This window comes from Haloarcula mannanilytica (assembly GCF_005406125.1).
Classification (GTDB): domain Archaea; phylum Halobacteriota; class Halobacteria; order Halobacteriales; family Haloarculaceae; genus Haloarcula; species Haloarcula mannanilytica.
In genome coordinates this window covers 16730-41959 of record NZ_BIXZ01000001.1, presented here as the reverse complement: position 1 = coordinate 41959, position 25230 = coordinate 16730, and the positions used below count along the sequence as shown (strand labels likewise).

General features: G+C 57.1%; 22 protein-coding genes and 1 tRNA gene. 14 read left to right on the top strand and 9 right to left on the bottom strand.

The features are described 5' to 3' along the window. Position 1: 1 nt before the first annotated feature. Entirely contained in the window at positions 2–628 is a 627-nt protein-coding gene (locus Harman_RS00205; RefSeq protein WP_137681821.1) for a uracil-DNA glycosylase, read from the top strand. Here the strand turns inward: Harman_RS00205 and Harman_RS00200 are convergent, their stop codons facing one another. Then, the gene (locus Harman_RS00200) at positions 629–1171 is read right to left on the bottom strand and encodes a hypothetical protein (RefSeq protein WP_137681820.1); all 543 of its coding nucleotides are present in this window, start codon (positions 1169–1171) and stop codon (positions 629–631) included. It abuts the gene before it with no gap. 101 nt (positions 1172–1272) lie between these two features. On the opposite strand from Harman_RS00200, the gene Harman_RS00195 reads away from it, so the two are divergent. From Harman_RS00195 to cmk, 3 genes are all read left to right on the top strand, one after another. Next, a complete protein-coding gene (locus tag Harman_RS00195; protein WP_137681819.1) occupies positions 1273–2022 on the top strand; it encodes a hypothetical protein in 750 nt (249 codons plus the stop codon). 26 nt (positions 2023–2048) lie between these two features. Beyond that, positions 2049–2132, top strand: a tRNA-Ser gene (locus tag Harman_RS00190). A gap of 379 nt (positions 2133–2511) precedes the next feature. Continuing rightward, positions 2512–3129, top strand: a complete 618-nt coding sequence (cmk, locus tag Harman_RS00185; protein WP_137681818.1) for a (d)CMP kinase — start codon at positions 2512–2514, stop codon at positions 3127–3129. Between the two features lie 219 nt (positions 3130–3348). On the opposite strand, the gene Harman_RS00180 is transcribed toward cmk, so the two are convergent. The 5 genes from Harman_RS00180 to Harman_RS00160 form a co-directional block, all read right to left on the bottom strand. Continuing rightward, positions 3349–3861: a metal-dependent hydrolase gene (locus tag Harman_RS00180; protein WP_137681817.1), complete on the bottom strand. Its 513-nt coding sequence runs from the start codon at positions 3859–3861 to the stop codon at positions 3349–3351. Positions 3862–4931: 1070 nt separating this feature from the next. Next, a complete protein-coding gene (locus Harman_RS00175; RefSeq protein ID WP_137681816.1) occupies positions 4932–8495 on the bottom strand; it encodes a type IV secretory system conjugative DNA transfer family protein in 3564 nt (1187 codons plus the stop codon). A 417-nt stretch (positions 8496–8912) separates the two neighbouring features. Next, the gene (locus tag Harman_RS00170; protein WP_137681815.1) at positions 8913–9725 is read right to left on the bottom strand and encodes a DUF6036 family nucleotidyltransferase; all 813 of its coding nucleotides are present in this window, start codon (positions 9723–9725) and stop codon (positions 8913–8915) included. After that, the gene (locus Harman_RS00165; protein ID WP_137681814.1) at positions 9722–10642 is read right to left on the bottom strand and encodes a MarR family transcriptional regulator; all 921 of its coding nucleotides are present in this window, start codon (positions 10640–10642) and stop codon (positions 9722–9724) included. Before Harman_RS00165 ends, Harman_RS00170 begins: the two co-directional genes overlap by 4 nt. A gap of 136 nt (positions 10643–10778) precedes the next feature. Beyond that, entirely contained in the window at positions 10779–11591 is an 813-nt protein-coding gene (locus Harman_RS00160; RefSeq protein WP_137681813.1) for an aldo/keto reductase, read from the bottom strand. A 118-nt stretch (positions 11592–11709) separates the two neighbouring features. On the opposite strand from Harman_RS00160, the gene Harman_RS00155 reads away from it, so the two are divergent. Together Harman_RS00155 and Harman_RS00145 are read left to right on the top strand one after the other, a co-directional pair. Next, entirely contained in the window at positions 11710–12102 is a 393-nt protein-coding gene (locus Harman_RS00155) for a DoxX family protein (RefSeq protein WP_137681812.1), read from the top strand. Between the two features lie 631 nt (positions 12103–12733). Beyond that, positions 12734–13582, top strand: coding sequence for an SOSS complex subunit B family protein (locus Harman_RS00145; RefSeq protein WP_137681811.1), 849 nt, complete (start codon positions 12734–12736; stop codon positions 13580–13582). A gap of 425 nt (positions 13583–14007) precedes the next feature. Here Harman_RS00145 and Harman_RS00140 read toward each other — a convergent pair whose 3' ends face one another. Continuing rightward, positions 14008–15189 (bottom strand): Fic family protein, encoded by a 1182-nt coding sequence (locus tag Harman_RS00140; protein ID WP_137681810.1) that lies wholly within the window; start codon positions 15187–15189, stop codon positions 14008–14010. 192 nt (positions 15190–15381) lie between these two features. Beyond that, positions 15382–15579 (bottom strand): hypothetical protein, encoded by a 198-nt coding sequence (locus tag Harman_RS00135; protein WP_137681809.1) that lies wholly within the window; start codon positions 15577–15579, stop codon positions 15382–15384. Positions 15580–15918: 339 nt separating this feature from the next. Here Harman_RS00135 and Harman_RS00130 point away from each other — a divergent pair, with 339 nt between their 5' ends. The 4 genes from Harman_RS00130 (at position 15919) to Harman_RS00115 (ending at position 18671) form a co-directional block, all read left to right on the top strand. After that, positions 15919–16860, top strand: coding sequence for an ArdC-like ssDNA-binding domain-containing protein (locus tag Harman_RS00130; RefSeq protein WP_137681808.1), 942 nt, complete (start codon positions 15919–15921; stop codon positions 16858–16860). Between the two features lie 111 nt (positions 16861–16971). Further along, positions 16972–17334, top strand: coding sequence for a MarR family transcriptional regulator (locus Harman_RS22120; RefSeq protein ID WP_137681807.1), 363 nt, complete (start codon positions 16972–16974; stop codon positions 17332–17334). Beyond that, positions 17331–17525, top strand: a complete 195-nt coding sequence (locus tag Harman_RS21710) for a hypothetical protein (protein ID WP_235007126.1) — start codon at positions 17331–17333, stop codon at positions 17523–17525. Before Harman_RS22120 ends, Harman_RS21710 begins: the two co-directional genes overlap by 4 nt. A 207-nt stretch (positions 17526–17732) precedes the next feature. After that, a complete protein-coding gene (locus Harman_RS00115; RefSeq protein WP_137681806.1) occupies positions 17733–18671 on the top strand; it encodes a transcription initiation factor IIB in 939 nt (312 codons plus the stop codon). A gap of 298 nt (positions 18672–18969) precedes the next feature. Here the strand turns inward: Harman_RS00115 and Harman_RS00110 are convergent, their stop codons facing one another. Next, positions 18970–20754, bottom strand: coding sequence for a pentapeptide repeat-containing protein (locus Harman_RS00110; protein WP_160140673.1), 1785 nt, complete (start codon positions 20752–20754; stop codon positions 18970–18972). 180 nt (positions 20755–20934) lie between these two features. Between Harman_RS00110 and Harman_RS00105 the strand changes: the two genes are divergently transcribed. From Harman_RS00105 to Harman_RS00085, 4 genes are all read left to right on the top strand, one after another. Beyond that, the gene (locus Harman_RS00105; RefSeq protein WP_137681804.1) at positions 20935–21150 is read left to right on the top strand and encodes a cold-shock protein; all 216 of its coding nucleotides are present in this window, start codon (positions 20935–20937) and stop codon (positions 21148–21150) included. 291 nt (positions 21151–21441) lie between these two features. Continuing rightward, positions 21442–21897, top strand: a complete 456-nt coding sequence (locus tag Harman_RS00100; protein WP_137681803.1) for an SWIM zinc finger family protein — start codon at positions 21442–21444, stop codon at positions 21895–21897. 160 nt (positions 21898–22057) lie between these two features. Next, positions 22058–22933, top strand: a complete 876-nt coding sequence (locus Harman_RS00095) for a hypothetical protein (protein WP_235007125.1) — start codon at positions 22058–22060, stop codon at positions 22931–22933. 582 nt (positions 22934–23515) lie between these two features. Further along, positions 23516–25198, top strand: a complete 1683-nt coding sequence (locus tag Harman_RS00085) for a GMC family oxidoreductase (protein ID WP_137681801.1) — start codon at positions 23516–23518, stop codon at positions 25196–25198. The last annotated feature ends 32 nt before the right edge of the window (positions 25199–25230 follow it).

Genomic DNA, 25230 nt, shown 5'->3' with positions numbered 1-25230 from the left:
GATGGACGCCGAACAGGAGTCCAGGTCGAACCCGTTCGGGATGGACGAGGCGTGCCAGAACTGTCCCGCGCTGTGTGAGACGCGCGAGAACGTCGTCCACGGTTACGGCGACGTGGGCGCTGAGTTCATCGTCCTCGGCAACTCGCCCGCGGCTGGTTCCGATGCGTCCGGCATCCCCTTCACCGGCGACCAGGAGCGCGAACTGCTCGACATCCTCGCCGCGGTCGACATGTGCGCGGACCCGGACGCAGAGCGACCGCAGCTGGAGAACACTTTCCTGACCTACGTGACCCGCTGTCGCCATCCCGACAGGGTGGCGACCGACGAGGAGGTTATCAACTGCGAGCCGTATCTCAACAGCGAGATACGGATGATTAACCCCGAAATCCTGCTGCCGGTCGGGCAGCGCCCACTCGAGGAACTGGCCTTCGAGTACACGACGATGAGCGAGGACGAACTGGATATCGAGGAGCGACACGCGACGACGATTCGGGGTCGCGGATTCGAAATTCTCCCGATGATTCCACCGGCCGAACAGACCGACGAGGAACGAACGGCGTTCCTGGACCACTTCAGCGAGACGCTCGGACAGGACTACCGACAGACGAAGGGTCGCCGCGGTCGGTAGTCAGGCCTCAGACTGGATTTCGACCTCAGCGGTCTGAAGCACTTCGTCCGGGCGCGGCACCGTTCCGTACTCTCTGGCGGCCTGTAATCTGTTTTCGGCGTCCTGGCGATACGTCGTCGCCTGGTCAGTCTCCCCCTGCTCGCTGGCGAAGGTCATGCCACTGAGCCACTCGGCGGCCTGCCAGAGACAGGTCGCCTTCTTGCGCGCCTGTTCCGCCTGGTCGGCCAGTGTATCGTCCTCGGCTTCACGGACTGCCGTCGTGAACTCCTCGACGCTCGCTTCGAAGTCGGTCGCCGCGTTGTCGAAACTCCCGCGGGCGAGCGTCATCTCCCCATCTTCGACTGTCGAGAGCGCGTCCGAGAGTTGCCGTCGTGCCTCCCGATACCGCGTGTAGCCGACGTGGTACGCTCGCTGGGCCGCCGCCGTCCCGCACAGCGTAGCCTCTCGGTCACAGTTCCGGCAGACGACTTTCGGCTGTGGATCGCCGAGGACTCGATACTCCGACCCACATCCGTCGCATCTGTAGGTCTGGGCTGATTCCATGTAGTTTCTTCTTAGTTATCAAGTATTACTCACATCTTATAACTGTTCGGTCGTTGGGTCGGAACGCAAGCGACTAACCACCGTCGGGCCGAGTGGTGAGTATGACTACGGTAACTGTGCTGGCGGATCCGCCGGTTTCGGGGTTCGTGTTACAGGACCTCGCAGGCGACCTCTTGGATGACGACGAGGCTGCCGAGCTGTACGAAGCGATGCTGCTCGATGTCTGTCGCGCGGTGGAGTCCAGCGGGGCCGAGTTGCTGGTGAACTACCGCCCGTCGGAGCAGGTCCCGGACGGCGTAGATCCCGAAGCCGCGGTTCGGGAACCGGTGATGGACGCCCTCGATTCGCCGAGCAACGCCCGGTTCGAGGTGCAGGTCGGGTCGACGTTCGCCGGCCGCGTCGGCAACACCGTTACCCATCTCCTCGACAGGGAAGACGTAGCGACTGTTGCCGCTGTCGAACCGACTGCCGTGCTGTTGAACCGCCAGCTCATCGACAGCGCAGCGATGAAACTCCGGTCCAGCGGCGTGGTCCTTGGCCCTGCTGACGGCGGTCGCGTCTACTACGCCGGCTTCGGCGACCCGATAGATTTCGAGGACAGCTACGCGATCCCGACCGTCGAAACCCTCGGCGAGCGTGCCGCGGATGCCGGCCTCGACGTGGACTTTCTCCCGTCGAATCCGGTGCTTGAAACACGCGCAGATCTCAAGACCGTGGTTCCGCTTCTCCGTGCTCGGAATCGGGCGGGCCGGGTCGTGCCACAACGGACGACGGCATTCCTTGATGATCTCGGCGTGCGTGTCATCGACGACGGCGCGCCGACCGTGGTCCGAGAGACCGACAGGTCTTAGAAGGCCCACACAGTATGCCCGATTGCGGTGGGGTGGCAGAGCGGCCTATTGCGCCTGCCTTGAAAGCAGGTATCCTCACGGATTCCTGGGTTCAAATCCCAGCCCCACCGTTTTGCTCCGAGCATATTCGCGAGGAGCAACGTGTGTACGCTGGCGATTTGAAGCCGACGAGTCACAGCCTGCACAGCGACGCGAGCAGGACTGTCTCGGCTCGGTTCAAATCCCAGCCCCACCGTATTTTGCCACGAACAACTCGTGAGCGGCAAATACGTCAACTAGGATTTGAGCCCTGCAAGTCGCAGCGCATGAACGCAGTGAGTGCGACCGTCTTGCTCCGGTTCAAATCCTATCCCAACTGTTTTGCTCCGAACAGCAGTGAGTAGTGCAGTCCATGAGACTGTCTGGACGACGCAGCGTAACTGGTGGCCCGTGGCGATTCACTCGCTATCGAACCACGGCTTCTTTTTAATCGAATACCGTTTGATCCGTATGAACGAGACAGCCACCGAGATTCCGTTGATCGATACGAACCTCTTCATCACAGTCTCGGGCCCGCCCGGCTGTGGTGCGACAACACTGTGTAACCGCCTGTCAGAGTCGATGGACTGTCCCTACGTCTCGGGTGGGGACATCTTCCGGGAAATCGCCGAGAACCGGGACATGACGCTCACGCAACTGAGTGCAGCGGCACAGGAGTCAGACGAGATTGATCGGGCGCTTGACCGGCGTCTCCGTGAGATCGCCGAGGAGTGGGGCATGGCGAACAAGCCGTTCATTCTCGAATCCCGCCTCGCCGGACGAATCGCCGGTGACCGTGCTGACCTGCGGATCTACCTCGATGCCCCCGAGGAAGTGCGCAAGGAGCGTGTCGAGAACCGAGCGGAGACCAAGGCCGAGATGGGCGTCCGGGAGGTTGGCGAAGCCGGCCGCTACCAGTCATACTACGAAGTTGATGTCGATGACTTAGCGTTCTACGATCTGCATCTGAACACCGCACGATGGAGCCAGAAAGGCGTCTTCGAACTCGTTCGGGCAGCTATTGAGCAGTACGACGCCGAGGCTGACGAAGGGGCATTCGAAACCGCCCCACTCGAAATCGAACAGTGAACCGCTGATACCGATGGAGCAAATAGCGACGATAGTGTGCCGACTGTGCAAGCCACCGGTCTAGCTAGGTTCGACAGCGGTCACACACGTTCTTGCGGCGGGAGATATCTGGGTTGGACACCCGGAGCTCGACAAGGGGCGGTGTTTGGCTGGTTTGTCGGTTTCAATCATCCGACACCGCCTTTGGCACAGTTGTGTACCGGTGAGTTACGAAATCAATTACAGGTCAAACTGGGTTTTCAGGTCAACCATCAAGATGTACGCTACCATAGAAATGATGATCATCGAAAATACTGTCCAGAGATGGAGATTCACCGAACCTTCACCTGCCCAATGTGGCACGATCGGTCGAGCGACAGGTGCCTGGAGAGGCCAGAGTAAATCCGAAGAGACGTGTGGGTCGGGCCGGAATAACTGCTGATTATCGGCCACCAGGTGTGAGATATGGGCGAACACAAACGCCACTCCGAGCCGGGTCCGTTTCGTCCGGATTGCATATCCGATGACGACAATCGAAAGTGGAATCGCAAACGGCAGCGAGTGCATGAACACCCGACCGGAAGGGATCACATACAGTTCGTGAGCCAGAGGCTTGTCAATTAAATCCGGAAACTGGCTGCCGAAAAACGTTACAGCGACTAACTGGAGCGACGGGAGGTGTCTGTCGCGGAGCAGCGCGTAGACTGCAACGGGAAGGAGGGCGATGATAAAATGCTCAATAGGGAGGACCATTCGCAGTCAGCGTAGTAGTGATGAGATGCTGTGTGAGTAAATCCCTTGTGTGAGTTGACTCACCAGTCTTATTGGATGTATTATATGATCACGTGGTTAAACAAACCAGTGTGCGGACAGCCAGAAAGTCACCGTCTCCGCAGCCACCCACGACATTAGCAGCTATGCCGTGGGTTCGGGAACGTTGTGCTCTCCCGGTAGCGTAAGAATCAACTAGAGCGTGGCTTGAAAGATTGGAGGTCTTTCGGTACCACAAGGAAGCATTGTTCTCTTGAACGACAGCGAGCCGTGGTTCGTGATAGATCAGTCCCGCGAACCAAAGCCACAACACCGGTGCCATTCTACCCTTTATTTCCGTCCCTTCTCCCCGAACTACGGCCCTCCCACAGTTGACCCAGGTCTTGTCTGTCGTCAGTGAGCACTATCCGCTGCCAAGGATCAACTGGACCAACAAGACACTACGGCGAAACACACCAGTATATCCTCATAAACGGCTTCAAAGACCGCAAGAAACGTTCTATTCCCTCTCTTGTTCAGACTATGACGAAACCTTTCGAAACACGAGTTCCCGACAATAATCCCCTAAGCACGCCTGAAACGCGGGAATCCGATCGCAAGATTGTCTACCGACCTGCCTGAATCGGCTGTCGAACACCCCACCTGAGCGAGTCATAATCGGATCCCGTCTGGCGATTAGTAGGTATGGACGAAGCGGCGACTCCCGGAGATCGTCGAAAACACAAATCGGGAGGGAGACGCCTGTTTCAGGCAGATCGTGAATCCACCGGGCGACAGCAGAGTGCCTGTCCACCGGTGAGTTCGTCCTAGTTCAGCCCCGCGCTCGTAGCTGGGAGTGTTCTTGCGGCCCTCAGCGCCGATTATGAAAATCACCGCAACAACGAACACCCAGCGGCAGAGTCCAAAACCGGCAGTAGAGAGCTACTCCCGACGGTTAGGATGGGATCAAACGAGTGAATGTTCACCATGGCGACAGAGACTGGAACACAGCAGACCTAGCTGCGATGCAGCGTCGCGAACGCGCCCGATCTCCCGACTACTGACTATATACCTTATTTATCAGGTAACTTTCCCTGGAGCCAGGACACGGGATAGATCGCCGTACAGCCGGGTGCATCGAGGCGGAACTGCTGAGGTGGGGTTGTCTCGGCATAGGACTTCTCGACGCGTGGTTCGCCATCGGCGGGCGATCGAAGGATATCGAGGAGGTCGTGGCCGTCCGACTGTGACATGACGACCCAGATCGCCTCCTCAACGTCGCAGGCAGCCATCTTGTCGAAATCAGCTGGGGCAGCGCGATGCACGTCGTTGTTGATCCGTTCGGCCTCGACGGCAACGACGACGGATCCATCGGCGTCGAGCCCAGCAACGTCCAGTCGCCGCTGCTCGGACTCGGCGATTGCATCGGCGATATCGTCGGAATCACTCCCCATCGCGGCGGCTGCGGGCACAGTCGCAGTTTCGTTGGCCGAGGGTTCGTAATAAGGGACGACATCAACGACGGGCGACTCGTCGTCTTCGAGGTACTCGGCCTCGAGATAGCGGCGACCCACCTCGACAGCCAGGACGTGTTCGCTCGACTCCTCAAGGTCACCCTTGCCGTGGCCGTACTCCACGCCACGGCGATAGTGTTCGCTGATCTCGTCCCGACCAGCCGGTGTCACGCTGTACAGCCGGTGGGGATGATCTGTATCGTGGGAGAGCAGGCTAGCGTCACGTAGATCCTGAATGGCTTCACTGTCGATATCGACGTACTCCTGGAGCCGGAGCATCGAATCGGACAGCAAGTCGTATTCGAGCGGGACGTATCGGAGTTGCTGGGCGTTGTACACGGCTTGGAGGAACAGTAGTTGCGTGTCCGACCATTCGGAGGCGTCGCGCTCGTCGGGCGTGAGTTTGAGCTGAATCGAACAGATGGGAACGTCATCGCGGTCGACGGCATCAAGAGATGAACAGCAGGAAATCGCACGTTTCATCCCTTCAATACCCGTGTCATACCGGTTTTCACAGCCCGTACAGCACAGCGCATGGACCGTACCGTCATACCGCACTGTCGGGGGGAGCCGGTTCGTCCTCGGCAAGACGCTGTCGAGTCGGTCGGCAGTCGGCGACGCCGCCCCGTCATCGGTTTCGTCCTCGTCGGGTGTACTCGGCGTCCCGAGTGTCAGCCCGGCTTGCTCGCGTGTTCGCTCGGCGACCGAGCGCTCGAGGTCGTCGACGGTCTCGCTCGCAACCGTCTCACCGGGGCTGTCGGGATGGCCTGGCGGCAGGGGAAGTGACTCCACCCGAAACGGACGTGGCTCGGGTTGGCCGAAGTCGGCCGGAAGCCGGGCCAGCCACTCCCCACGCCGGATGGCACGGAGGACGGCACCAATCTCGTCAGCTGACAGGTCCGTGGTCGCTAGCCGTTCAGCCAACCGACGGTCGATGGGGACGTTCCCGATCACATATGTCGAGACGTTGTTCAACAACTCCCGGTAGGCGTTCTCATCAGCGGCCCGGAGTTGCTCCGGGAACTGCATCGCCAGCGTGATCGAACAGCCGAAACTACGGGACTGGGCGAGCAATTCCTGTAGGATATCTGATGATGCCACAGTCGCTGCTTCTTCGAGGTATACATTAACTAAGTTATATGAATCAGCATCGGGCGATCGTTTCGCACGTCGCCGCAGTGCGGTCCAAAGGTTCGAGAGAATAACACGAGTCATTGCCTGTCGGGCGTCGCTTCGCAACCCGCTCGTATCGAAGATAATAACGGTATCTTCGTCGAGATAGTCCTCGAGATCGAAGTGGGGATCACCCTCCTGTGGGACGTGATTGAACACACGAGCGAGGCGGCGATCCATCGGAATCTTCTCGAGGCGGTTCGCGACCCCTTGCATGATCTCGTCGAACGAGCGGGCTCTGTTGGCAACGACGCCGGCGAGCATCCGTTCGAGGTCGTCATCGGAGACGGCCGGAGCGGACTGGCGTTCGTGCATCTGTCGGACCGCCGAATGCAGGTCGCGGTGGGAGAACGCGTCATCGCCGTTGACCGGGTCGAACAGCGCTTTGACGAGATAGCGGATGATGTCGGGCGAGCGGACAGCCTGCTGGAATCGGTCGGGGCCCATGATCCCGGCGAGGATTTCGAGGTAATGATCAGCCGTCTCCTCGACGGCCGTGGTTCGGGCCACGCCCGCATCGAGGTCATCACGGATGTCGAAAAACGAGAACGCTGGGACGACCTTCGAACAGTCGAAGTACAGGACGTTCTCGAGTGTCCCGTAGGTCGCGTAGTGGGCGCGCAAATACGACCGAACCATCCCGTCACCCTTTGGCTCGATGATGATGCTCGCGCCATCGGTTGCCGCGTGATTTCGACAGAGGGCATTCGTGCCACTCGTGGATTTCCCCGAGCCGGTCTTGCCGATCAAGCCGATGTGGAGTGGCTGGAGTGACGGCGGCAGCGATATCGGGTCGGGCTGGACCGTCCCGTCCTGTGATATCGGGTTGCCGATCGTGAATCCTGGTCCTCGATACGTCTGAAGTTGTTCTGGCGGCGGCAGCGGGAGTCCCTGTCGCTCGCCTGGCGTCGTCGCGAGTTGTCGCCGTGCTTCGGCCGGGAGCGCACTCCCATCGAGCAGACAGAGACTCCCGAGTTCGCTCGCGTCGACGACGATACCCGGGCTGGTGGGAGAGGTGAGTGGGAGGTAGGTGTCGAGCGTTTCGTAGTCTGCGGGGTCGAACTCCCGGTTACAGACTTTGGTTCTGAGTGCCTGTGCGTCTGTGTCTCTGTGGACCGTGCCGCTAAGTTCGTAACAGGAGTGACTGACTTCCGAGAAGGCCGTCGCGAGGTCGTCGGCGACGTGTCTGTCGCGCTCGTCGAACAGGAGGCCGCGAATGTTGAGCTCGAACGAGCGTCGTGGGTTTCGTTCGTCGAGTTCCTCCAGGCGAGCGCGGTCAGCGACTGGAATCGGTCTGTCGGGCTGGTCCAGGTCGGACGGCCCAAGCAGTGCGCCGATGAGCTTGCCAACCCAGGTTTCCTTCCCTTCCTCCAGGGCGTGTTTGTACATATCCCGCTCGACTGTCCAGTCCGACTTGGGACGGATGAGCATCTGGAGCAGTGCCGGCCCCTCTGTGGCTGCGAACGCCTCAACGACGGTTGCGAGCGGGGTTCGGACATGATCGCTGTCTTGGTGGAACGTTTCGAGTGGTGTGAGTCGTGTCTGCCAGTCCTGTTTCATGTCCGGTCGGCCCTCGAACTGGACGCCAGTCGCCGGCTGGTCGGGGACGAGTGTCGGCGCCCACTGGACCGTTTGGAACTCGTAGCTGTCCGGAAACACTGTCCGAAGGACGCGTTCCAGGGATTCGTGTAGATCTGGTGTGTCGATCCCGAAATAGTACTGAATCGTCTGAGTATCTTCCTGGGGTGCGACGAGGTAGACTTCGACCGTTGGCGGTGGTGCTTCCAGAAGTCCCCAGAGTTTCGAGTCGATCTCCTGGGACTTGAGCTGATGGAGGCGCTCGAACTGCGCTTCGACCGTGTGTGGATCGAGTGGCGCATCCGTTGGTGTGACGCGGATGTACTGCCGGGTTTCGTCGACCGGAACCGGTAATTCATCGTCTGCTTCCATTGTAATTTACGTGTATATAATCCAGTATAAAGGTGTGGAATTAAGCGAGAGTTGCAGATTGAGTGGTGCTCTGGGACGGTTCCTCGTTGGAGAGAGATTCAGACCGCCCGAAAGCCCCGTTCTCACCGTCGGCCCGGAATTCGCTGTCCTTCCAGTCCCGTCCAGCGAGATCTGTGAGAACCTGACTCAGTGGTCCTGTAGAGAAATCGCAGCTTTCGGACGGCCCCAAGGCACTCGCCTTGCTTATCTGAAGAACCACCCTCTTTGGTTCCACAATGGACAGCTGTTCGTTCCAGAATGCCCCGGTCCGTTCGTCGAGACGAATAGAGCAATATCTCTCTTTTACTCACTGAATATTTTTGCTTCCAGAGATGGCTCTTTCAACCGTGGAAGCGCAATCAAAAACGGCTGCCAACGTTACGGATTTGTTGATTTCCGGACTATCACACCGTCTTCGACCGCGACGACATCCTTCTCGAGGAGATGTTCGATAGCTTCGTCGACACCCTCGGGAGAGAGATCGACTGCGGCTTCCAACTCTGACCAGGAGATTGACTCGTCGAAGGCCTGTAACACTTCGAGTTCCCGGTACACACGTTCGGTGATTTCGGAGACCCGCTCGGCTAACGGTGTCCAGATGTTGTGCCGGTCTGCGAGTTCAAACAGTGCCTCGTTCACATGCGTGACGAACAGCTCCTGTCCCAGCAGGTCGATCTGGTGCTCCAACTCGTCCTCGATAACGTCGAAATCGAGTTCGGTCTGCACGAGCGAGAACATGTCCTCGATGTCGTCTGTTCGCCCGGCGACCGACTTGAACAGGAAGATGTCCTCGGCACTGACCAGCGCGACCGACAGCCCACCGGCGTCGAGATAGGTTTCACTACGCCGGTGCATCCCCTCAGAGAGGACGAGCTTGTCGATCACCTGTCGGTTGAAGATGTCGATGCGACAGCCATCGTCGTTCTCAAGGATCCGCTGTGCTCCGAGGTCGTCGTACTCCTTTCCGGGTTCTTTGACGATGTCGTACCCATTACCCAGCAAGATCGACTGTAGTACTCGGAGATCGTCGCCGTCAGAAACAATGAGATCGATGTCTTTGGTCGTCTCCTTGAGACCGCGGAACGCCATCGCGCCGCCGCCGATCAAATAGACGGTCAAATCGGTTTCGAGCTGCCTGCCGACGCGCCGGAGTTCAGACTCGATGTACTCGCTGTCGAACCGCCGCCTCATACTGTCACCCCGTAGTCGTCGGCGAGGTCACGGAACTCTTTCCATCGCGGGAGGTGTCCCGACCGACTCTCGCCCTCGGTATCGAGGTATTCAAGCAGGTTCGATACTCGTTCGCCGACCTCGTACTTTCGGGCGGCTTCGAGCAACTCGTCGCGGTCGATTGCTGTCTCGCTGATCAAGAGGAGACAGTAGGACTGCGAGCGCGTTCCGTCATCAATCACGAGCATATGACAACACAGTTCCGCCGGCGATACGTCATCAACTGACTCCGAGTACAGGTAATATCGGCGCTGGCGAGCCATCAACGGGAGATCGTACGCTTGGAACAGTTCCGGCCCAGTCAGATGGAACATGTCTTCGTCAATCACGGTGCGTGTCTGGACAAGAAATTCATCCAGCGATTCCCAGAGAAGCGTGAACGACTCCGCATGGCCTTCGGCGCGGTGTCTGTGCCGCAGGTGTGCAAACTCGCGGGCTAGCGTTGACAGCTCCTCGAATTCATCGTTGAGCCTGTATTTTCCGTCCGACTTGTAGATCATCCCGCGGTGCTCCAGCGGGGAGAGCGACCGATGTACCGTACTCCGGTGAACGTCGACTCGCTCCGCGAGTTGGGCGGCAGTCGCCGGCGACTGCAGGTAGTACAGAATACGTAGCGTCGCGCCGCCGAGCAGTTCGGGAAACGGGATGTGAGTATACTGTTGGACGAAACTGTCGAAAAGTTCGATGGCTCGTGCGTCTGAGCGATTGATCCGCTTCTGTTTTCCCTCACGGCTGGTGTGAACCAACCCCTTTGACTCCATCCGATCAACAAGTTCGGACACGTAACTGCGACTCCGGTTTAACTCCTCGGCGAGTCCCGAAACCGTCAACTCACCCTGAAGGGCTTCGAGCGCCCGAAGCTCCGCTTCGGTGTACACTTGTTGTATATTTACGAACTGAATATAAATAACTTCGGTCTTTTGCAACACCAGACTGTCGGCCGCACGGCTCGATCACTGATACGCTACTACAAAAATATGGGAATCCGCTGGATCGTATGTTCAAATCTACTGACTACAGTCCCAACATCGACCGTACCCGGTCTATCAGTCCACCCTGCAGGTCGAAGATTTGTGCCATTTCCTCGTCAGTCAACTCGAAATCAAAGATCGAGAGATTGGATTGCAGATGGGCACGGCTGGCTGCCTTCGGTATCGCAGCGACCTGTTGTTGCTGGACGAGCCAGCGAAGCGCCACCTGTGCTGGTGATTTCCCATACCGGTCACTGATCGTCTCCAATGTAGTGTCGTCGTTGATGCGGCCTTTTGCTAACGGACTGTACGCCGTGAGCATGATGTCGTGATCGATGCAGTATTCGAGTACGTCGGACTGGTCGGTGTAGGGGTTGTACTCGACCTGGTTCGTACAGATCGGTGTCTCAGAGGCTTCGCGTGCATTCGTGAGTTGCTCAACCGAAAAGTTGCTCACGCCGATGTGTCGAACCACTCCATCGCTCTGGAGTTCGTTCATTGCTCTGATCGTCTCCTCAATGGGGACGGATCGACTCGGCCAGTGAATCAAGAGTAAATCGATCGTGTCGAGACCGAGCTTTTCACGACTCGCTCTGGCGACCTGTTTGGTATCCTCGTAGCCCAGGTTGGTTCGCCAGACCTTGGTTGTGATGAACAGCTCGTCTCTGCTGACAGCCGTGTCTGCGAGTGCCTGGCCGATCGCGGCCTGGTTCTCGTAGTACTCGGCCGTATCGATATGACGATACCCCATCTCCAGTGCCTGGGCAACCGCCTCGGTGCAGGTCTGGCCACGCAGGCGGTAAGTCCCTAATCCGAGTGCTGGAACCCGTGTCTGCTCCGTGGTGACGTATTCCATGTGAGGGCTTGGACCGACTGGAAAAAAGCTCCTGTGCTGATGAGCGTGACGAGTCTGTATTCGACACTGGAAATTACATCCCAACTGGCTTTCCGCTGGTCGCCGTAGCCGATGATAGATGCGTGTTGGCTTGAAGCAGTTGAAACGGCCGTTGCTCTACGTAATGGCGCTTCTGTATGTCGTCGCGGGGAGCTTGCATTTTGTCGTGCCGGGCCTGTACGTCCAGATCGTGCCGCCAGTATTGCCCGCACCGCTTGCGCTGGTGTATCTCTCGGGTGTCGCCGAGATTGCTGTCGGACTCGGCCTACTGGTACCACAGACGCGTTCGTACGCCGCATGGGCAACAATCGCGTTGCTTGTCGCGATCTTTCCTGCGAACGTCTATATGGCTGTTTCCATGGTTACTATCGAGGGGGCCCCGGGCGGCGGCGATCCCTCTGTACTGGCCCGCTGGGCCCGATTGCCCCTGCAGGGCGTGTTGATCCTCTGGGCGTACTGGTATACTGACTGAGCGTGTAAACGGCCCCGAATGACGAACTGGACTCTGCTTCGGTGGCCGATGGCTCTGCTGGTTATACCGGCCCGCCCCGCTCGCCTAGGCCGCCCTCCGCGTGCTCACGGGTCACTCCGTTCCCCGTTCGCAGCGAGTCGCTCCCTGCTCGCGGGTCGTTCCTCCCCGCTCACGACGGTCGCGTCTCGCGACGCTCGCGACTGACCATTCCGGGCCTGCGGCGAGCAAGCTCCCCGTTCCGGGCTAAAATGGATGTGCCTTCGACGCCAGCGGGTTAGCTTGTCGGTTGCGCCCCTCGCGGGCTTTCGCGTTCCAGTGTTTGGTGCCGACTGCGCCCTCGCGCCACCTGACGGCGCGAGTGCTCGTCGACAGTCACACTGGACACGGCCCCGCTCTCCGGGCCGGACACGAGCAAGCTAATCCCGCTGGCCGCTCGCTCCGGGCGGCCTGCCGGCGCGTGGGGCTGGTTTTGTCATCGCACGAAAGCGCTCTCGCTCGCGCCCCCCAGGGCGCTCGCGAAGGCGCGAGCGAGAGCGCAGGCGTGGCTGGTCGGTCGGTGTCCGTAGCAAACCGCGATGTGGGCGCATCGCGGCGTCGGCGCGTGAGCGCCTTCAGGAACCTGTGAGTTCCAATGTCAGGTAAGAAGGTCATTCGTGATAAGCGTACGGTCGAACAGAAGCGAAAAGATGAGAAGCGCGGTTGGGTCGTTGAGGAGACACCCGAGCTACGGCGGTCGGTCGAACAGGAGATTCAGGGGAAAGTCGATACGAATCACCCGGACAGTTGCCGGGCAAGCATGACCCTTGAGCAGGAAGAGGAAGCGATGGCGCGGGACATCGAGATTGCACGAACTCGGGCGAGAGTCGGCGAGCAGATCCCAACGCGGGAAGCCGGGTCGCGACATGCAGTGCAGGAAGCGAGACAGCAGGCACGAGAGCGGTTCGACAAGCGCGCAGCGAGCGTGGACGGTTGGCGGGATCCAGACAGGGCGGACCCTCGGACGATGCTATCGCAGGAAGACCTCGCGGCGGTCAACAAGCAGGCGGCGCGGTTGGCGGAGAAACTCGACGGCTGGACGCGAGCGGCAATCAGTTGCCGGCTGGCCGAGCGGCTGGTTGATGGTCGTGACATGACCGACGCAGTCGTCGACGTCTACGACGAACTCGAAACGGCAGCCGGGACGGTGATCCCGATAGCGAAGGTTGGAGAAGTCAATCGTGGCGAGGTGAGTGTCGAAGGTCGGGTAGAACAACTGTGGGATCCATCACATTCGAGTATCGCTCAAGTTGGGCTCATTGAGGACGACAATGAACGGATACGAGTGACTATCTGGAAAGCTTCGGCGGCGCCATGGATCGAAGAAGGCGAGCATGTGCGGATCCACGGGGCCTCGGTGAGCTGGTACGAGGGACGCGCCTCGCTGGCTGTGACTGGCTGGTCGTCCATCCATTTCCCCGAACGCGGTCGGTGGTGGGAATAGCGGGCTGAGCCAGCTCTCTTTTTTATTCCGTGCCGGACCGGCCCAGACCCCACCTCCCCACCCACCGCTCCGTGCTCGCTACGCTGTGCGCGCAGCCACGACCGAATTGATGCTGAATCAGTATCGGACTTGTCGCTCGCTTCGATGATCTCGTCCGCTACGTCCGTTACGTGTTGCTGATGGGGCACCAATGTCTGTACGCTCCGTGCGGCATTGAGTTGACCGACGCGCTTTACAGACACTTCATGAATTTGCTTCCCTCGTGGGCTACGAATCGCGGCCCCGCGACCGTTTTCGAACCCCTGAATTCGGGCTCACTAACCGGGAGAAGATGGCCGGTTAGACGCTCCAAATAGAGCCTGCAGAGTCCTATATTCGCTATCTTGGCCGTAGGAGAATGTAAGGCCAATTAAGCACCTCTACATTCAGTAAGTCTGCGGCGGCCGCTCCAAGATATCGAAGATTTCCTTTGCCCGGTATTCTTTGTTGCGCTGTTTGCCGGTGACCTCTTCTAGGACTCCGTCGGCTTCGAGATCGTCAATAGCACGGTAGGCAGTTGAACGCTCTATATCGAGCATCTCAGCGACCGTTTTTGTTGTCACGTACGGGCGGTCGAAAAGCCTGCACGCCAGGCGATGTTTCGCATATTGGACGCCACCGTATTCATCCTCGTAGCGACGTCGCAGTTCGTCCAATGCCAACGTCCGGTCAACGGACTCTTCAGCTTGCTGTGCCACACCCTCAATGAAAAACGAGAGCCAGGCTTCCCAGTCACCGTGCGCTCGAACCCCGTCCATGCGGTCAACATACGTGGCTTTGTTCCGGTTGAAATACTCGCTGAGGTAGAGGTTGGGCCGTTCGAGCAACCCAGCATCGTATAGTTGGAGCGTGATGAGCAGCCGACCGAGCCGTCCGTTCCCGTCTCCATATGGGTGGATCGTTTCAAACTGGTAGTGGAACAGCGCGATATCCACGAGCGGATGATAGCTTCCGCCAGTTCGATAGTACGTGACGAGTGCATCCATCAGTCCGTCGACCTCACCCGGAACCGGTGGTAAGAAGTCTCCCAGATGGTTGGGGACAGTCTTGTATGCACCAATTGTGTCAGTCTCGATCCGGTCCGCTGGAACGTCCGTGAGTAGCGTTTTGTGAAGATCGTGAAGGAGTGTAACAGAGATCTCACCGCCGCTGTCAAGTGTTTCAATACCCTCTTCGATAGCCTGCTCGTAGTTGAGAACCTCTTGGGTGTCTTTTGTCTCCGACACACTTGTGGTCGCATCAATAGCAGACTCCTCTGTAGCCTCATCGAGATTACGGGTTTCGAGGCTATAGAGCGCGTTGTAGTCGATATCGGCACCTTCGATTTCAGCGGATTCCATCGCTTCTTTCCGGAGGAGAGACGTATAGAGGACGGGTGGGAAGTCGATTTCGAGACTAATACCGCTGAGTTTGCCAAGCCAGAATGTTGCCTCAGCAAGCACGTCGTAAAACTCCGTCTCTAATGTGAGGTCACGCGAAGGCGGAAGTGGGTCTGGCCGATAGTATGACTCTCTCCCATATGAGACGAGTTTTCCGGGCGCAGCATCTTCGATCTCCAGATCTCTCATGCACGTACCCACTCTATGTGAGGGTAGTACATGAATATAGGTACTCTAAATGAAAACATGACACAAATTATGCTCTTTCGTTGTAGTTCAGAATACTATATGCGAATTATGCCTCACTCTTCCCGCGTTCCACACAGAGTTCAAATAGCCCTCAGAACCGTCATTTCTGACTGGCTCGACGTACCGCTCTCACTACTCCCAACTACTGGGAGCGAAACCCAGCCTCACCACGGCGAGTCGATACGCGAAGACAACAAACATAATAAGCACTAATTCGAGCCAGAACGCGATCTCACCGACAACTACTTGAGAGACTTCGAGGATGAAAAACACCAGCAGCAACATCGCAATGTAGTGTGGAGCGAGTTCCAGCAGTTGATCTTTGTCCATGCATTCCATACGAAGAGGGTCTTCTCAAACCCTTTCCTCTACACCGCCAGGGTTAGCCACGCTCGCCATCATACGAGGCCGTATCATGTCCAAATCGCGAAATCTATCGATCCTTCTTTTCTCCTGCTGTACCGAGGTAGAGAGGGGGCTGACAGTACCTGTTCGAGAAGCACATCAGGAGGTAATCCTCCTGCGACAGATTTCGTCAGAGTAGCTCGCCGGAGCCACAAGCGAAGCCAGACTGCTGTCGCTCAGTACTCTATTCCGTAGAACCGCTCCCCAGGTCGTTTTTCTGCCCCTGAAGGGTGCGGGGCCAGCAGCGGCCGCGCGTGATTCAAGATGGCTTCTGATACGAAGACGCGAGTGACATTCGAGACGACGGACACTCGCAATGACGAGATGCACAGGACGATCGAACAGTGGGCGGAGGAGTTGGTCACCGAAGTCGAAGCGGCGAAATCCAGCCAACAGTTCCAGCAGTGGCTGGATGTCCAGAGTCAGTTCCATGACTACTCGTATCGGAACACACTGCTGATCGCACGACAGTGTCCAGAAGCGACGAAAGTCGCAGGCTACCGGACGTGGCAAGAGGAGTTCGACAGACAGGTCCAGGACGGCGAACAGGCTATCTGGATCTGGGCACCAATCATCGCCAGGCAGTGTCCAGACTGCGGCAACTCACCAAACTACCACGAGAACACTGATTGTGAGTACGACGAAACGCCACCTGAAGAGTGGTCGGAGGGACCTGTCGCCTTCAAACCCGTTCCTGTCTTCGATATCTCCCAGACTGAGGGTGAGCCCCTTCCAGAACTGGAAACGGCGGCACGTGGAGACGCCACCGATCTGTTTCCAGCAGTCACTGGAGCTGCGGACACGCTGGGAGTGGAAGTAGCAGTCGTTGATGCCGCGGAGTGGGACCATGGCGCTGCGGAAGGCATCTGTCGATCGGCCGACGACGAAGACGAGGGCGACGCCGAAATCGAAATCAAAGCTCAGGAGAGCACTGCCGCGATGGCTGCAGTCCTGGTCCACGAGTACGCACACACATTGCTTCACAACGGTGTCACCGAGAAACCTGAACGAGAGAAACGCGAAGTCGAAGCCGAAGCGGTCGCCTACGTCGTTGGTCGTCACTTCGGCCTGGACATGAGCGGGTCAGCGCTGTATCTGGCCGCGTGGCAGTCTGACGAACCGGAGAAGATTCTGGACCGTCTTGACCGAATCAGTCGAACCGTAACCGAGGTAATCGAAGCAATTAGAGCGTGCCAAGGCAGGTGACCACTGCCTCACCGAAAAGACGCATCACCGCTTCGAGTCCTAACTTCGATTCGATCATCTCAGCCCCCCATTGTAATTACGTCTAGTGGCATACTGTTACATACCGTTACAATACCTGTTGATTTCGAGAGTTACCACCCGAATGATCTGCCCGATGAGGACACCAACGGACGGCAGATCCTCGAGTTTCTAGCCAGCCACCCCGAACTCGGGTTCCGTGCGAGTGAGCTTGCTGAGGAACTGGACATTCCCCGTGGGAGCGTCGGAACGACGCTTTGCCGACTCGAACAGCGTGGGTTTGTCCGACACAAAGGCAAGTACTGGGCTATCAACGTCGAGGCATACGATGCGCACACGGCCAGCGAAATAGGATTGGAAGCTGTCGCGGACCAGTTCAAGGGAGACTACTACGACCAGAACCCGGATTGGGATTCGGACCTTCCTGATCTCGACGCCGAGCAACCCGACGAATGATGCACCGCCGAGGCACTGTCGTCGTCGCGTCGGATCCGTTCGGGAACACACCACGCCGACCGTATCTCGTCATCAGCGACGAAACCCATCCGTTTGCTGGCGAGCAGTACATCGCTCTGGGAATCTCGACGAAAGAGTACGATGAGTCGATATCGCTCGCGGATTCATTCGTTGAAGGACGACTCGATTGACAGTCGTTCGTTGCTCCGTGGGCAGTCGTCTCGCTCAGAAACAGTAATATCGAACAAGCGGTTGCTCGGATTACAGAAGGTGTGACCGAAACGGCGGTGCGTCGAATGGCAGCCTTTGCTGGCTACCAAGACGAGTAACAGCCACCGCAGAGTTTTTTCACCCCCTGAAGGTTGCGGGGCCAGCCAGACGTAGCCTCGTACTCACAGATGGCTTCGAGAGATATCTACGAACATGGCTTCGACGAATCGAGCGGTCGAACGATTGCAGCAGACACCTGTCCGGAGTGCGGTAGTCGCCTCAATACGGACGGCGGTGAAATCACCTGTCGTGAGTGCGGCGTTGTCCTCGAAAGTTGTCGCCTGGACCGTCGTGGGCCGCGGATATTCGCCGAGGAGGATAGCGAAAAAGCACGAACCGGAGCGCCGCTTACGGACACGAGACACGATCGGGGGCTTTCGACAGAGATCGGCTACAAGCGGGATGCGAAGGGGAACACTCTGTCGGGGAAGAAACAGCGCCAACTCAGTCGTCTCCGACGGGAACACAGCAGGGCACAGTGGCAGTCGAAAGCCGAACGCAACCTCGCGACCGGACTGGCCGAAATCGCACGGATCAGTGGCGATCTGGACCTGTCCAAATCACTGCGGGAACAGGCGAGCTCGCTGTTTCGAACCGCACAGGACAGTGACCTACTGCTGGGTCGCTCAATCGAATCCATTGCGGCGGCGAGCGTGTACGCGACGTGCCGCCTGAATGAAACGACACGAACCCTGGCGGAAGTTGCAGCCGTTGCTCCTGTCGACGTAGATAGCGTTGAGAATGGCTATCGAACACTCAACGCTGAACTCGAACTTCCCGTCCCACCGCAGTCACCGGTTGCGTTCATTCCGTCAATCGCCGGCAAGTTCGACCTGCCTGCCAGAGTGGAACAGCGAGCACGACAGTTCGCTACCCGAGCCCACGAAGCGGGTGTGAGTAGTGGCACTCATCCCGCTGGCTTCGCAGCGGCCTGTCTCGAGGTCGCAGCATCGTCCATGGTTGACCCACCGACGCAACTGGCATTCGCAGACGCGGCAGACGTGTCGGCGGCGACGGTTCGGAGTCATCGTGACCGACTCACGGCGTTCCTCGCCGAAGACGGATGATCGGCGACTGGTTTCGGGGGTTGTTCAGGCACGAGAAGACGGTGTATCGGGAATGCCGGCGGTGTGGAATGACCATCGCGAAGGAGACTGAGACTGACGCGTGTCCCCAGTGTGGGCATACCGGTATTGCCGTCTACGAACTTCCGTGAGCGGTCAGTACAGCAGGACAATGTATCGAATCAATTAGTTCCACGTTTCTGGCATGAGAATCTTACAAGGCTCAGGGCGTCTATCTTGCAGGGTATCTCTTGTCAGAATACAGTGAGTGAATTCTATGTCACCAAGACTGGCACTCTTCTCACCGATGAATAGATCGAGTTAGTGTAAAAACCAACAAAGCGATCAGAAATGCTCCAATAAATGCCTCAATCGCGCTGACGAACTGAAACGCTACCGATGAATCTGCTGGAGCCGAGCCAAGAATCAGGGTAACAAAACTCTGTATACTGAATATGAGATACTCTAATCCGAATTTCCCACTAGTTGGCGGATCTGAAGGTAAAGCCCAGTAGACAACTGAGAATAATGGAATCACCAACATTGATGTACCTATTACATAGCTCGGTCGCTCTCCATATCCGGTGATCAATCCGATAGTACCGTTACTGGCCCACCGAGCGAGTAAAACTCCCTTTTTTCTCCAATCGGGAGTATTCCAAAATCTTGCGAGATACTGTCGGCGTCTTGTACTCATTTGCTTGAAGAAAAACTCTGAGGCAGCCTTGTTATGGCCCACATCTTTCGCCCCGACCTTTGCGCGGTTGTATGTGCTTTCCAAGGCATTCAACATTTCTCTGTCACGTGGCCGTCTCTCAAGCAGGCTGCCTGGACTGTCACCCACAGTCGTGTGGATCCGCCATGATGGTTTGAGATTTTCTTGATGTTCGTTGAAATTAAACTCCTTGAACTTTGTCCGGTTGAATATTACATACTCAAAAAGCTCATCTACAATCTCTACCGGTGCATCGAACGAAACTGCACCCAAAGTTGCAAAGCTAAAATCAAAGATTGGGGTGTCAATTCCTTTCGGGAGAACGATCTCACCACCAGCAATGCGACTGTGCGTTAGATTGATCAATGACTCCGTGGATACGTTCTTGAGGTATATCTCATCACTGAAGACACTATTTTCGAATGACGTGTCATCGGTAAACTCGGCCTCGTTAAATCGCGCTTCACCTCGGAATTTGGCATACCCACTGTCAAACTCTCCACCGAATTTCGTCGCAAAAAACTCAGCTTTCCCACTGAATATCGTACGGTACAAAACAACATCCCCAGCGAACACAGTGTAATTGAATATGCCTGCAGTATCATAAGTCCCGTTCAGGTATGCGACCTCGTCGAATCGGCACTTACTGAAATCAGCTTTGCCAGTGAATGTTGATGCCATAAAGTCAGACCGCCCTTCAAATCGGGAATAATTGAACATCGCAGCAGCGGCAAACTCAGCTGAATTAAAACGTACGTCACCCAGAAAGGTACAGAATTTAAAATCAGCCTCGGAGCGAAATTCCGCTCGCATAAAGTCGAAGTCTCCTTTGAAATCAACATAGTGTGCATTGTATTCACTCTTGGATTGCGAGCTATTATCCCCTACAGTCTCGAATTTCGCGCCCTTGAATTTAACATTCTGTTCAAAGACAGTCTCCGAGAATGAGGTTTCTTGCTGAAAAGTACTAAACCGGAAATCGATCGGATGGTTGTCAGGGGCCTGAAGCGTCTTATTCGATAGATCTAACTGACTAAATCGGCTGCCAACAAAACATTTGGTTTGCTCTCCTTGCTTCGATATTGTTTCGGCAACCTGCTTCGAGATCTCGTTGGTGGTGATGTCCTGCTTTGGGTGAGCCTCTGGATCCATGTGGAAGAGGCAATACTCCGCATCTGTGGTATAACAATCATGTGGACATTTATCGGGAATCCTGTCTTGGTTGTGGGACCGCCAAGTTTCCAGTACTTCTGACCGCGTTATATCGAGTTCGTTGTCGGTATCTTCAATGGCCTGCCCGATGGGCAACTGCGCAACTGTGTCGGCATCAACCGTTTCATCACTACCTGTGAATTTTTCGAATGTAGCCACGGTACTGGTTCGCGTCTGTGATTTGCGCAAAAATGTCTCGACATCCCACGACATAACCACGAACTCGGTAAGTCGTTGATTCCAAGCATCTGAAGAGAAAAACTCACACCCCTCACTCATTGATGGTTGCATCTCTAGAAGCAGTATCTATTAAGTTATCCCTGTCGAACTTGTCATATCATGACCGAAGATGGTCGTCGATTCAGCGGGGAGGTGCGATTTCGTAACGAACGGGGTGCATACGGATTCATCGAACGGGATGGACCAGGAGCGGATGTCTTCGTACACGTTCGGAATGTCATTCGTGGTGATTTAATCGAAGGTGCATCAGTTGAATTCGACATAGAATCCAGTGAGCGTGGACCCCGGGCAGAAGATGTTATAGTCGTTGACTAAGTGGGCGCCCTGTCAGTATATCCGCTCCCTGTATTGGCCCTATATTCGTTGTGACAATGTTGTTAGCGGCTCCCAAGTTTACTGAGAGTCTTCTCTTGTTCGACCCACCAATAAATGTGTGTTTAGAATGCTGACTTGACCAATAACCCGTAGTTCGCTTAATATATCAAGCTAGGACAGCACCACTCCAAAATATCCTACGCAGGCAATAACTCTGCTCGTGGTTCTCTGTAGTGTTTGTTGTGCGCCCTGAGACGTGCGGGCGCATTGCGGTGCGCCGCGGAATCGATTATGCATCCACTCGCAGCACTCACGTTTTCGTCACGAGTCGCAAAGCGCGCACAGTACGAACGGTTTGACATCAGACCTGTTGCTTCTGGATTCCGTGTTCGCAACGAGAGCCACGCGAACCCAGCAGAACACGAATACTGCGTCAAGATGGACGGGAAAGTCCCGATAGCGTGTACCTGTCCAGCCGACGAGCGATTCGACGGCGCGTGCAAACACCGGGTCGCAATCGCTATTCATCGCCCGGATCGTGACTTGGCATCGAACCCGTCTGAGAACCATACACGAATTCGCGGTGACGGTGGGCCGTCAGTTGACCTGGGTACTGAAGACGTATCGTCACCGGCGGAGCCACAGCAACACGCAGCAGAAGCAGACAGTGACGCCTGCGAAGACTGTCTTCCGGACCTACCCTGCTGGGAATGCTATCGGCTGGGTCGGCAGACGTTTGACGAGTAGCAGTACAGTTTGTATGACACACTGAATATGCGATATTTTGGTGATTATAGAGTATCTAACAATGTGTATAACTTCATAGTATCAGTAGTGTATGTGGGGCAAACGTAAGTGGGTAAGGATGGCTCCGGGGTTTCCAAGACAAGTTGGAGTCGCGATTGCAGTGAGCTTTTTGTTAGTAAAGATAGCAACGGAAACTGCGACACCAGTCGCGTACGTCGGCGCCGGATTCGTTGCTGGCGTCCTTCTGATCGGACCCGCCGCACCACTCGGTGGTGCTGCTGGACTCATCCTCCATGACCTGTTCCACGGCGCGCTCGGGTACTGGACGCTGACATCTGCGGTCTGGATACTGGCCTTTGCCGGGTTAGTCACATGGCTCGTTGGATTGCCTCGCCCAGGGAACGACACCGGTCCCGAATCGATAGCTCGACTCGGTCCAGCCGACACCGGGAGCGTTACCGTCGCTGGCATCAATGCGACGGCGCTTGCGGCGTGGCTAGTGCTGATCTTGGGCGGGGAGCGATTCTACACGGCCATACTGGGATTCCTCCCGGGTGTCGCAGTTGTCATTGTAACCAGCGTCTTTGTGGTGGTTGCTGGGTGGATTGCACGGCATTTCGACCGCATGCCTGACCGAACCGCTACGGCAGATAGCTCGGTGTCTGGACCGGGAACACAGGAACGCAACGGCTCTGCTGGACCGACGCTCGCAATGACTGTCGGCCTGCTCGCGATCGGCAGTGTGTGGTTGGGAGGTGCGGCAGCGCTTGATCTGTTAGTTCACGATCTGGGACTGTTTGCGACGGTGAGCGAATTCCGCACATTCGTCACCGGGTTCCTCGGCACTGGATCGCCGGTGGCAGTTGTCGGGACGACTGTGCTCGTCGGACTCTATCGATACGGTGAACTGGCAGTGCTTCTCTCGGCACCGGTCGCGGTGATCGTTTTGGTGGGCTGGCAGCAGTACCACCAGCTGATACTTGCGTCCACGATTCGTCGAAGCAGCCTGAACAGTGGGGGGACGACGAGTGACTGACCGCCCGGACGAATCGGCTGCTGTTGGTCCGACCAGACGACAGTTCCTTACAGCTCTCGTGGGGTCAACGCTTGGGGCTGCGGGATACGGGTATGGACTCGATGCCATGACATCGTCGAGTTCCGCGACAGCGACACAATCCAGCGCCGATCCGGCGTCGCAGTATCACATCGATGTGATGACTGCCATTGCACGGGCAGTGTATCCATCGGCTGTCTCCGTGGAGAAGTCCTTCATTGAAAGTCGTGTGTTCGGTCGGATTGAACCAAAACCGGGACATTTTGAGGGCCTCATCACCACTATTGAAGCCGTTGACAGTTACGCTCAGGCCCGGTTCGGTGGGGAAATCACTGAGCTACCCCCAGGCCGACGACGACAGGTCTTGCAATCGATGGGTGTGACAACAGTGCATCCGACCGCTGATGGGACGACTGCAGAGCGGGTTCGGTTTTACCTCATAAACGATTTGCTGTACGTCCTGTTTACGTCCCCGAAGAGCAGCGAACTGACGGGAATCGATAATCCACCGGGCCATCCCGGTGGTCGGGAGGCATACCAGCGATCGCCACGGGAGGATGAACAATGACGAGCACAGACGACCGAACACCGACTGAGGCAGATGTCTGTATCGTCGGAGCGGGCCCAGCTGGGGCCTTCACTGCTTACTCTCTGGCACGCAGCGGACACGATGTCGTTGTACTCGAGGCTGGCGAACGGCTGACACCCGAGGACCATCACCGACGCATGGAAATGTGGCTGCGGCCGAACTTCGAGCGGAACGCGTTCTGGCTCGACGAGTCGCGGGATGCGTACACCTCTACTGGAGACATCGATGCACGCCTGAACAAGACACGTGTGAAGGCAGTAGGTGGCACCTCCCTTCACTGGGATGCGAACACGCCTCGGCTCCACGAGGAGGACTTCGAGATGAATACCCGGTACGGTGTGGCTCAGGACTGGCCGATCAGCTACGACGACCTCAGACCATACTACGTGCAGGCCGAGCGGGAGATGGGTGTCTCGGGGGCAGACGACAATCCACACGGACCGCCGCGGGAAGAACCGTATCCAATGAAAGCGTTCGAACCGAGCTACTCGGACTCGCTGTTCGCCGAAGCGTGTGAAGAACTCGGTATTTCGATGGCCTCCCAGCCCAAGGCGATTAACTCCGAAGCGTATGACGACCGCTCCGAGTGTGTCGGATACGGTGTCTGTAATGCCTGTCCGTCGGGCGCGAAATATAGCGCCGAAGTCCACGTTCGGAAAGCGGAGATCGAGAGTGCGCGAATCGTCGATCAAGCACAGGTACTGTCCGTAGAACATGACCGGGCGGGAGACACCGTCGAATCAGTCGTCTACGCGACTCCCGACGGACAGGAATATCGACAGGAGGCAGATCAGTTCGTCATCGCGTGTGGTGGCATCGAAACGCCACGATTGCTGTTGTTGTCGGATTCGGATGTGTACCCCAATGGATTGGCCAACTCCAGCGACGCTGTCGGTCGGTACCTGATGGACCACCCCAGTGTCACGACGAGAGGAGTACTCCCAGTCCCAACGCGACAGAGCAATATCGGATGGGTCTCCAGTCGGAGTGATCAGTTCTACGCCTACGAAGCACCCGGTCCTGGAAGCTATCATCTCACGTTCAGTAATACCGCGAAATCAACGTCAGGGGGTGCGCAGTATCGACTACCACCGACATCCCCGTCGAATATTCTCGAAACGGTAGGGAACCCAACTCCGGATGCATTAGCTGAACTGGCGACGGATCCGCTCAACGAGACGGAACTCGGTGACGCGCTCAACCGACCGACCGCAGCAGGTCCGCCGTACCCACTTTCGATCCGGGGCGCGGGTGAGATGCTCCCTCGACCCGACAATCGCGTCACGTTGGATCGGTCACGGACAGATAGCTACGGTCGGCCAGTTCCGTCAATTACCCTCTCCGATGGGGATCACGCCCGGGAGACGATGGAGCACTGTCTCGAAGTTCAGGAATCGATCATGTCGGAACTCGGAGCCGAAATTACCGATGTGTCGACGCTGGAGGGGAGAAGCATGAGTACACACCATATGGGAACTACGCGGATGGGGACCGACCCGGATGAAAGTGTGGTAAATGAAGAGTGTCGGACACATGACCTCTCGAACCTCTGGATCGCTTCCTCGAGCGTATTCCCCACCGGTGGTGCGAACAATCCGACGCTTACAATTGCCGCCCTGGCGCTGAAAACAGCCGATCATATCGATGATAGGTTGTGACGCGTTCCAACACTTCGATACCTAATTGATAG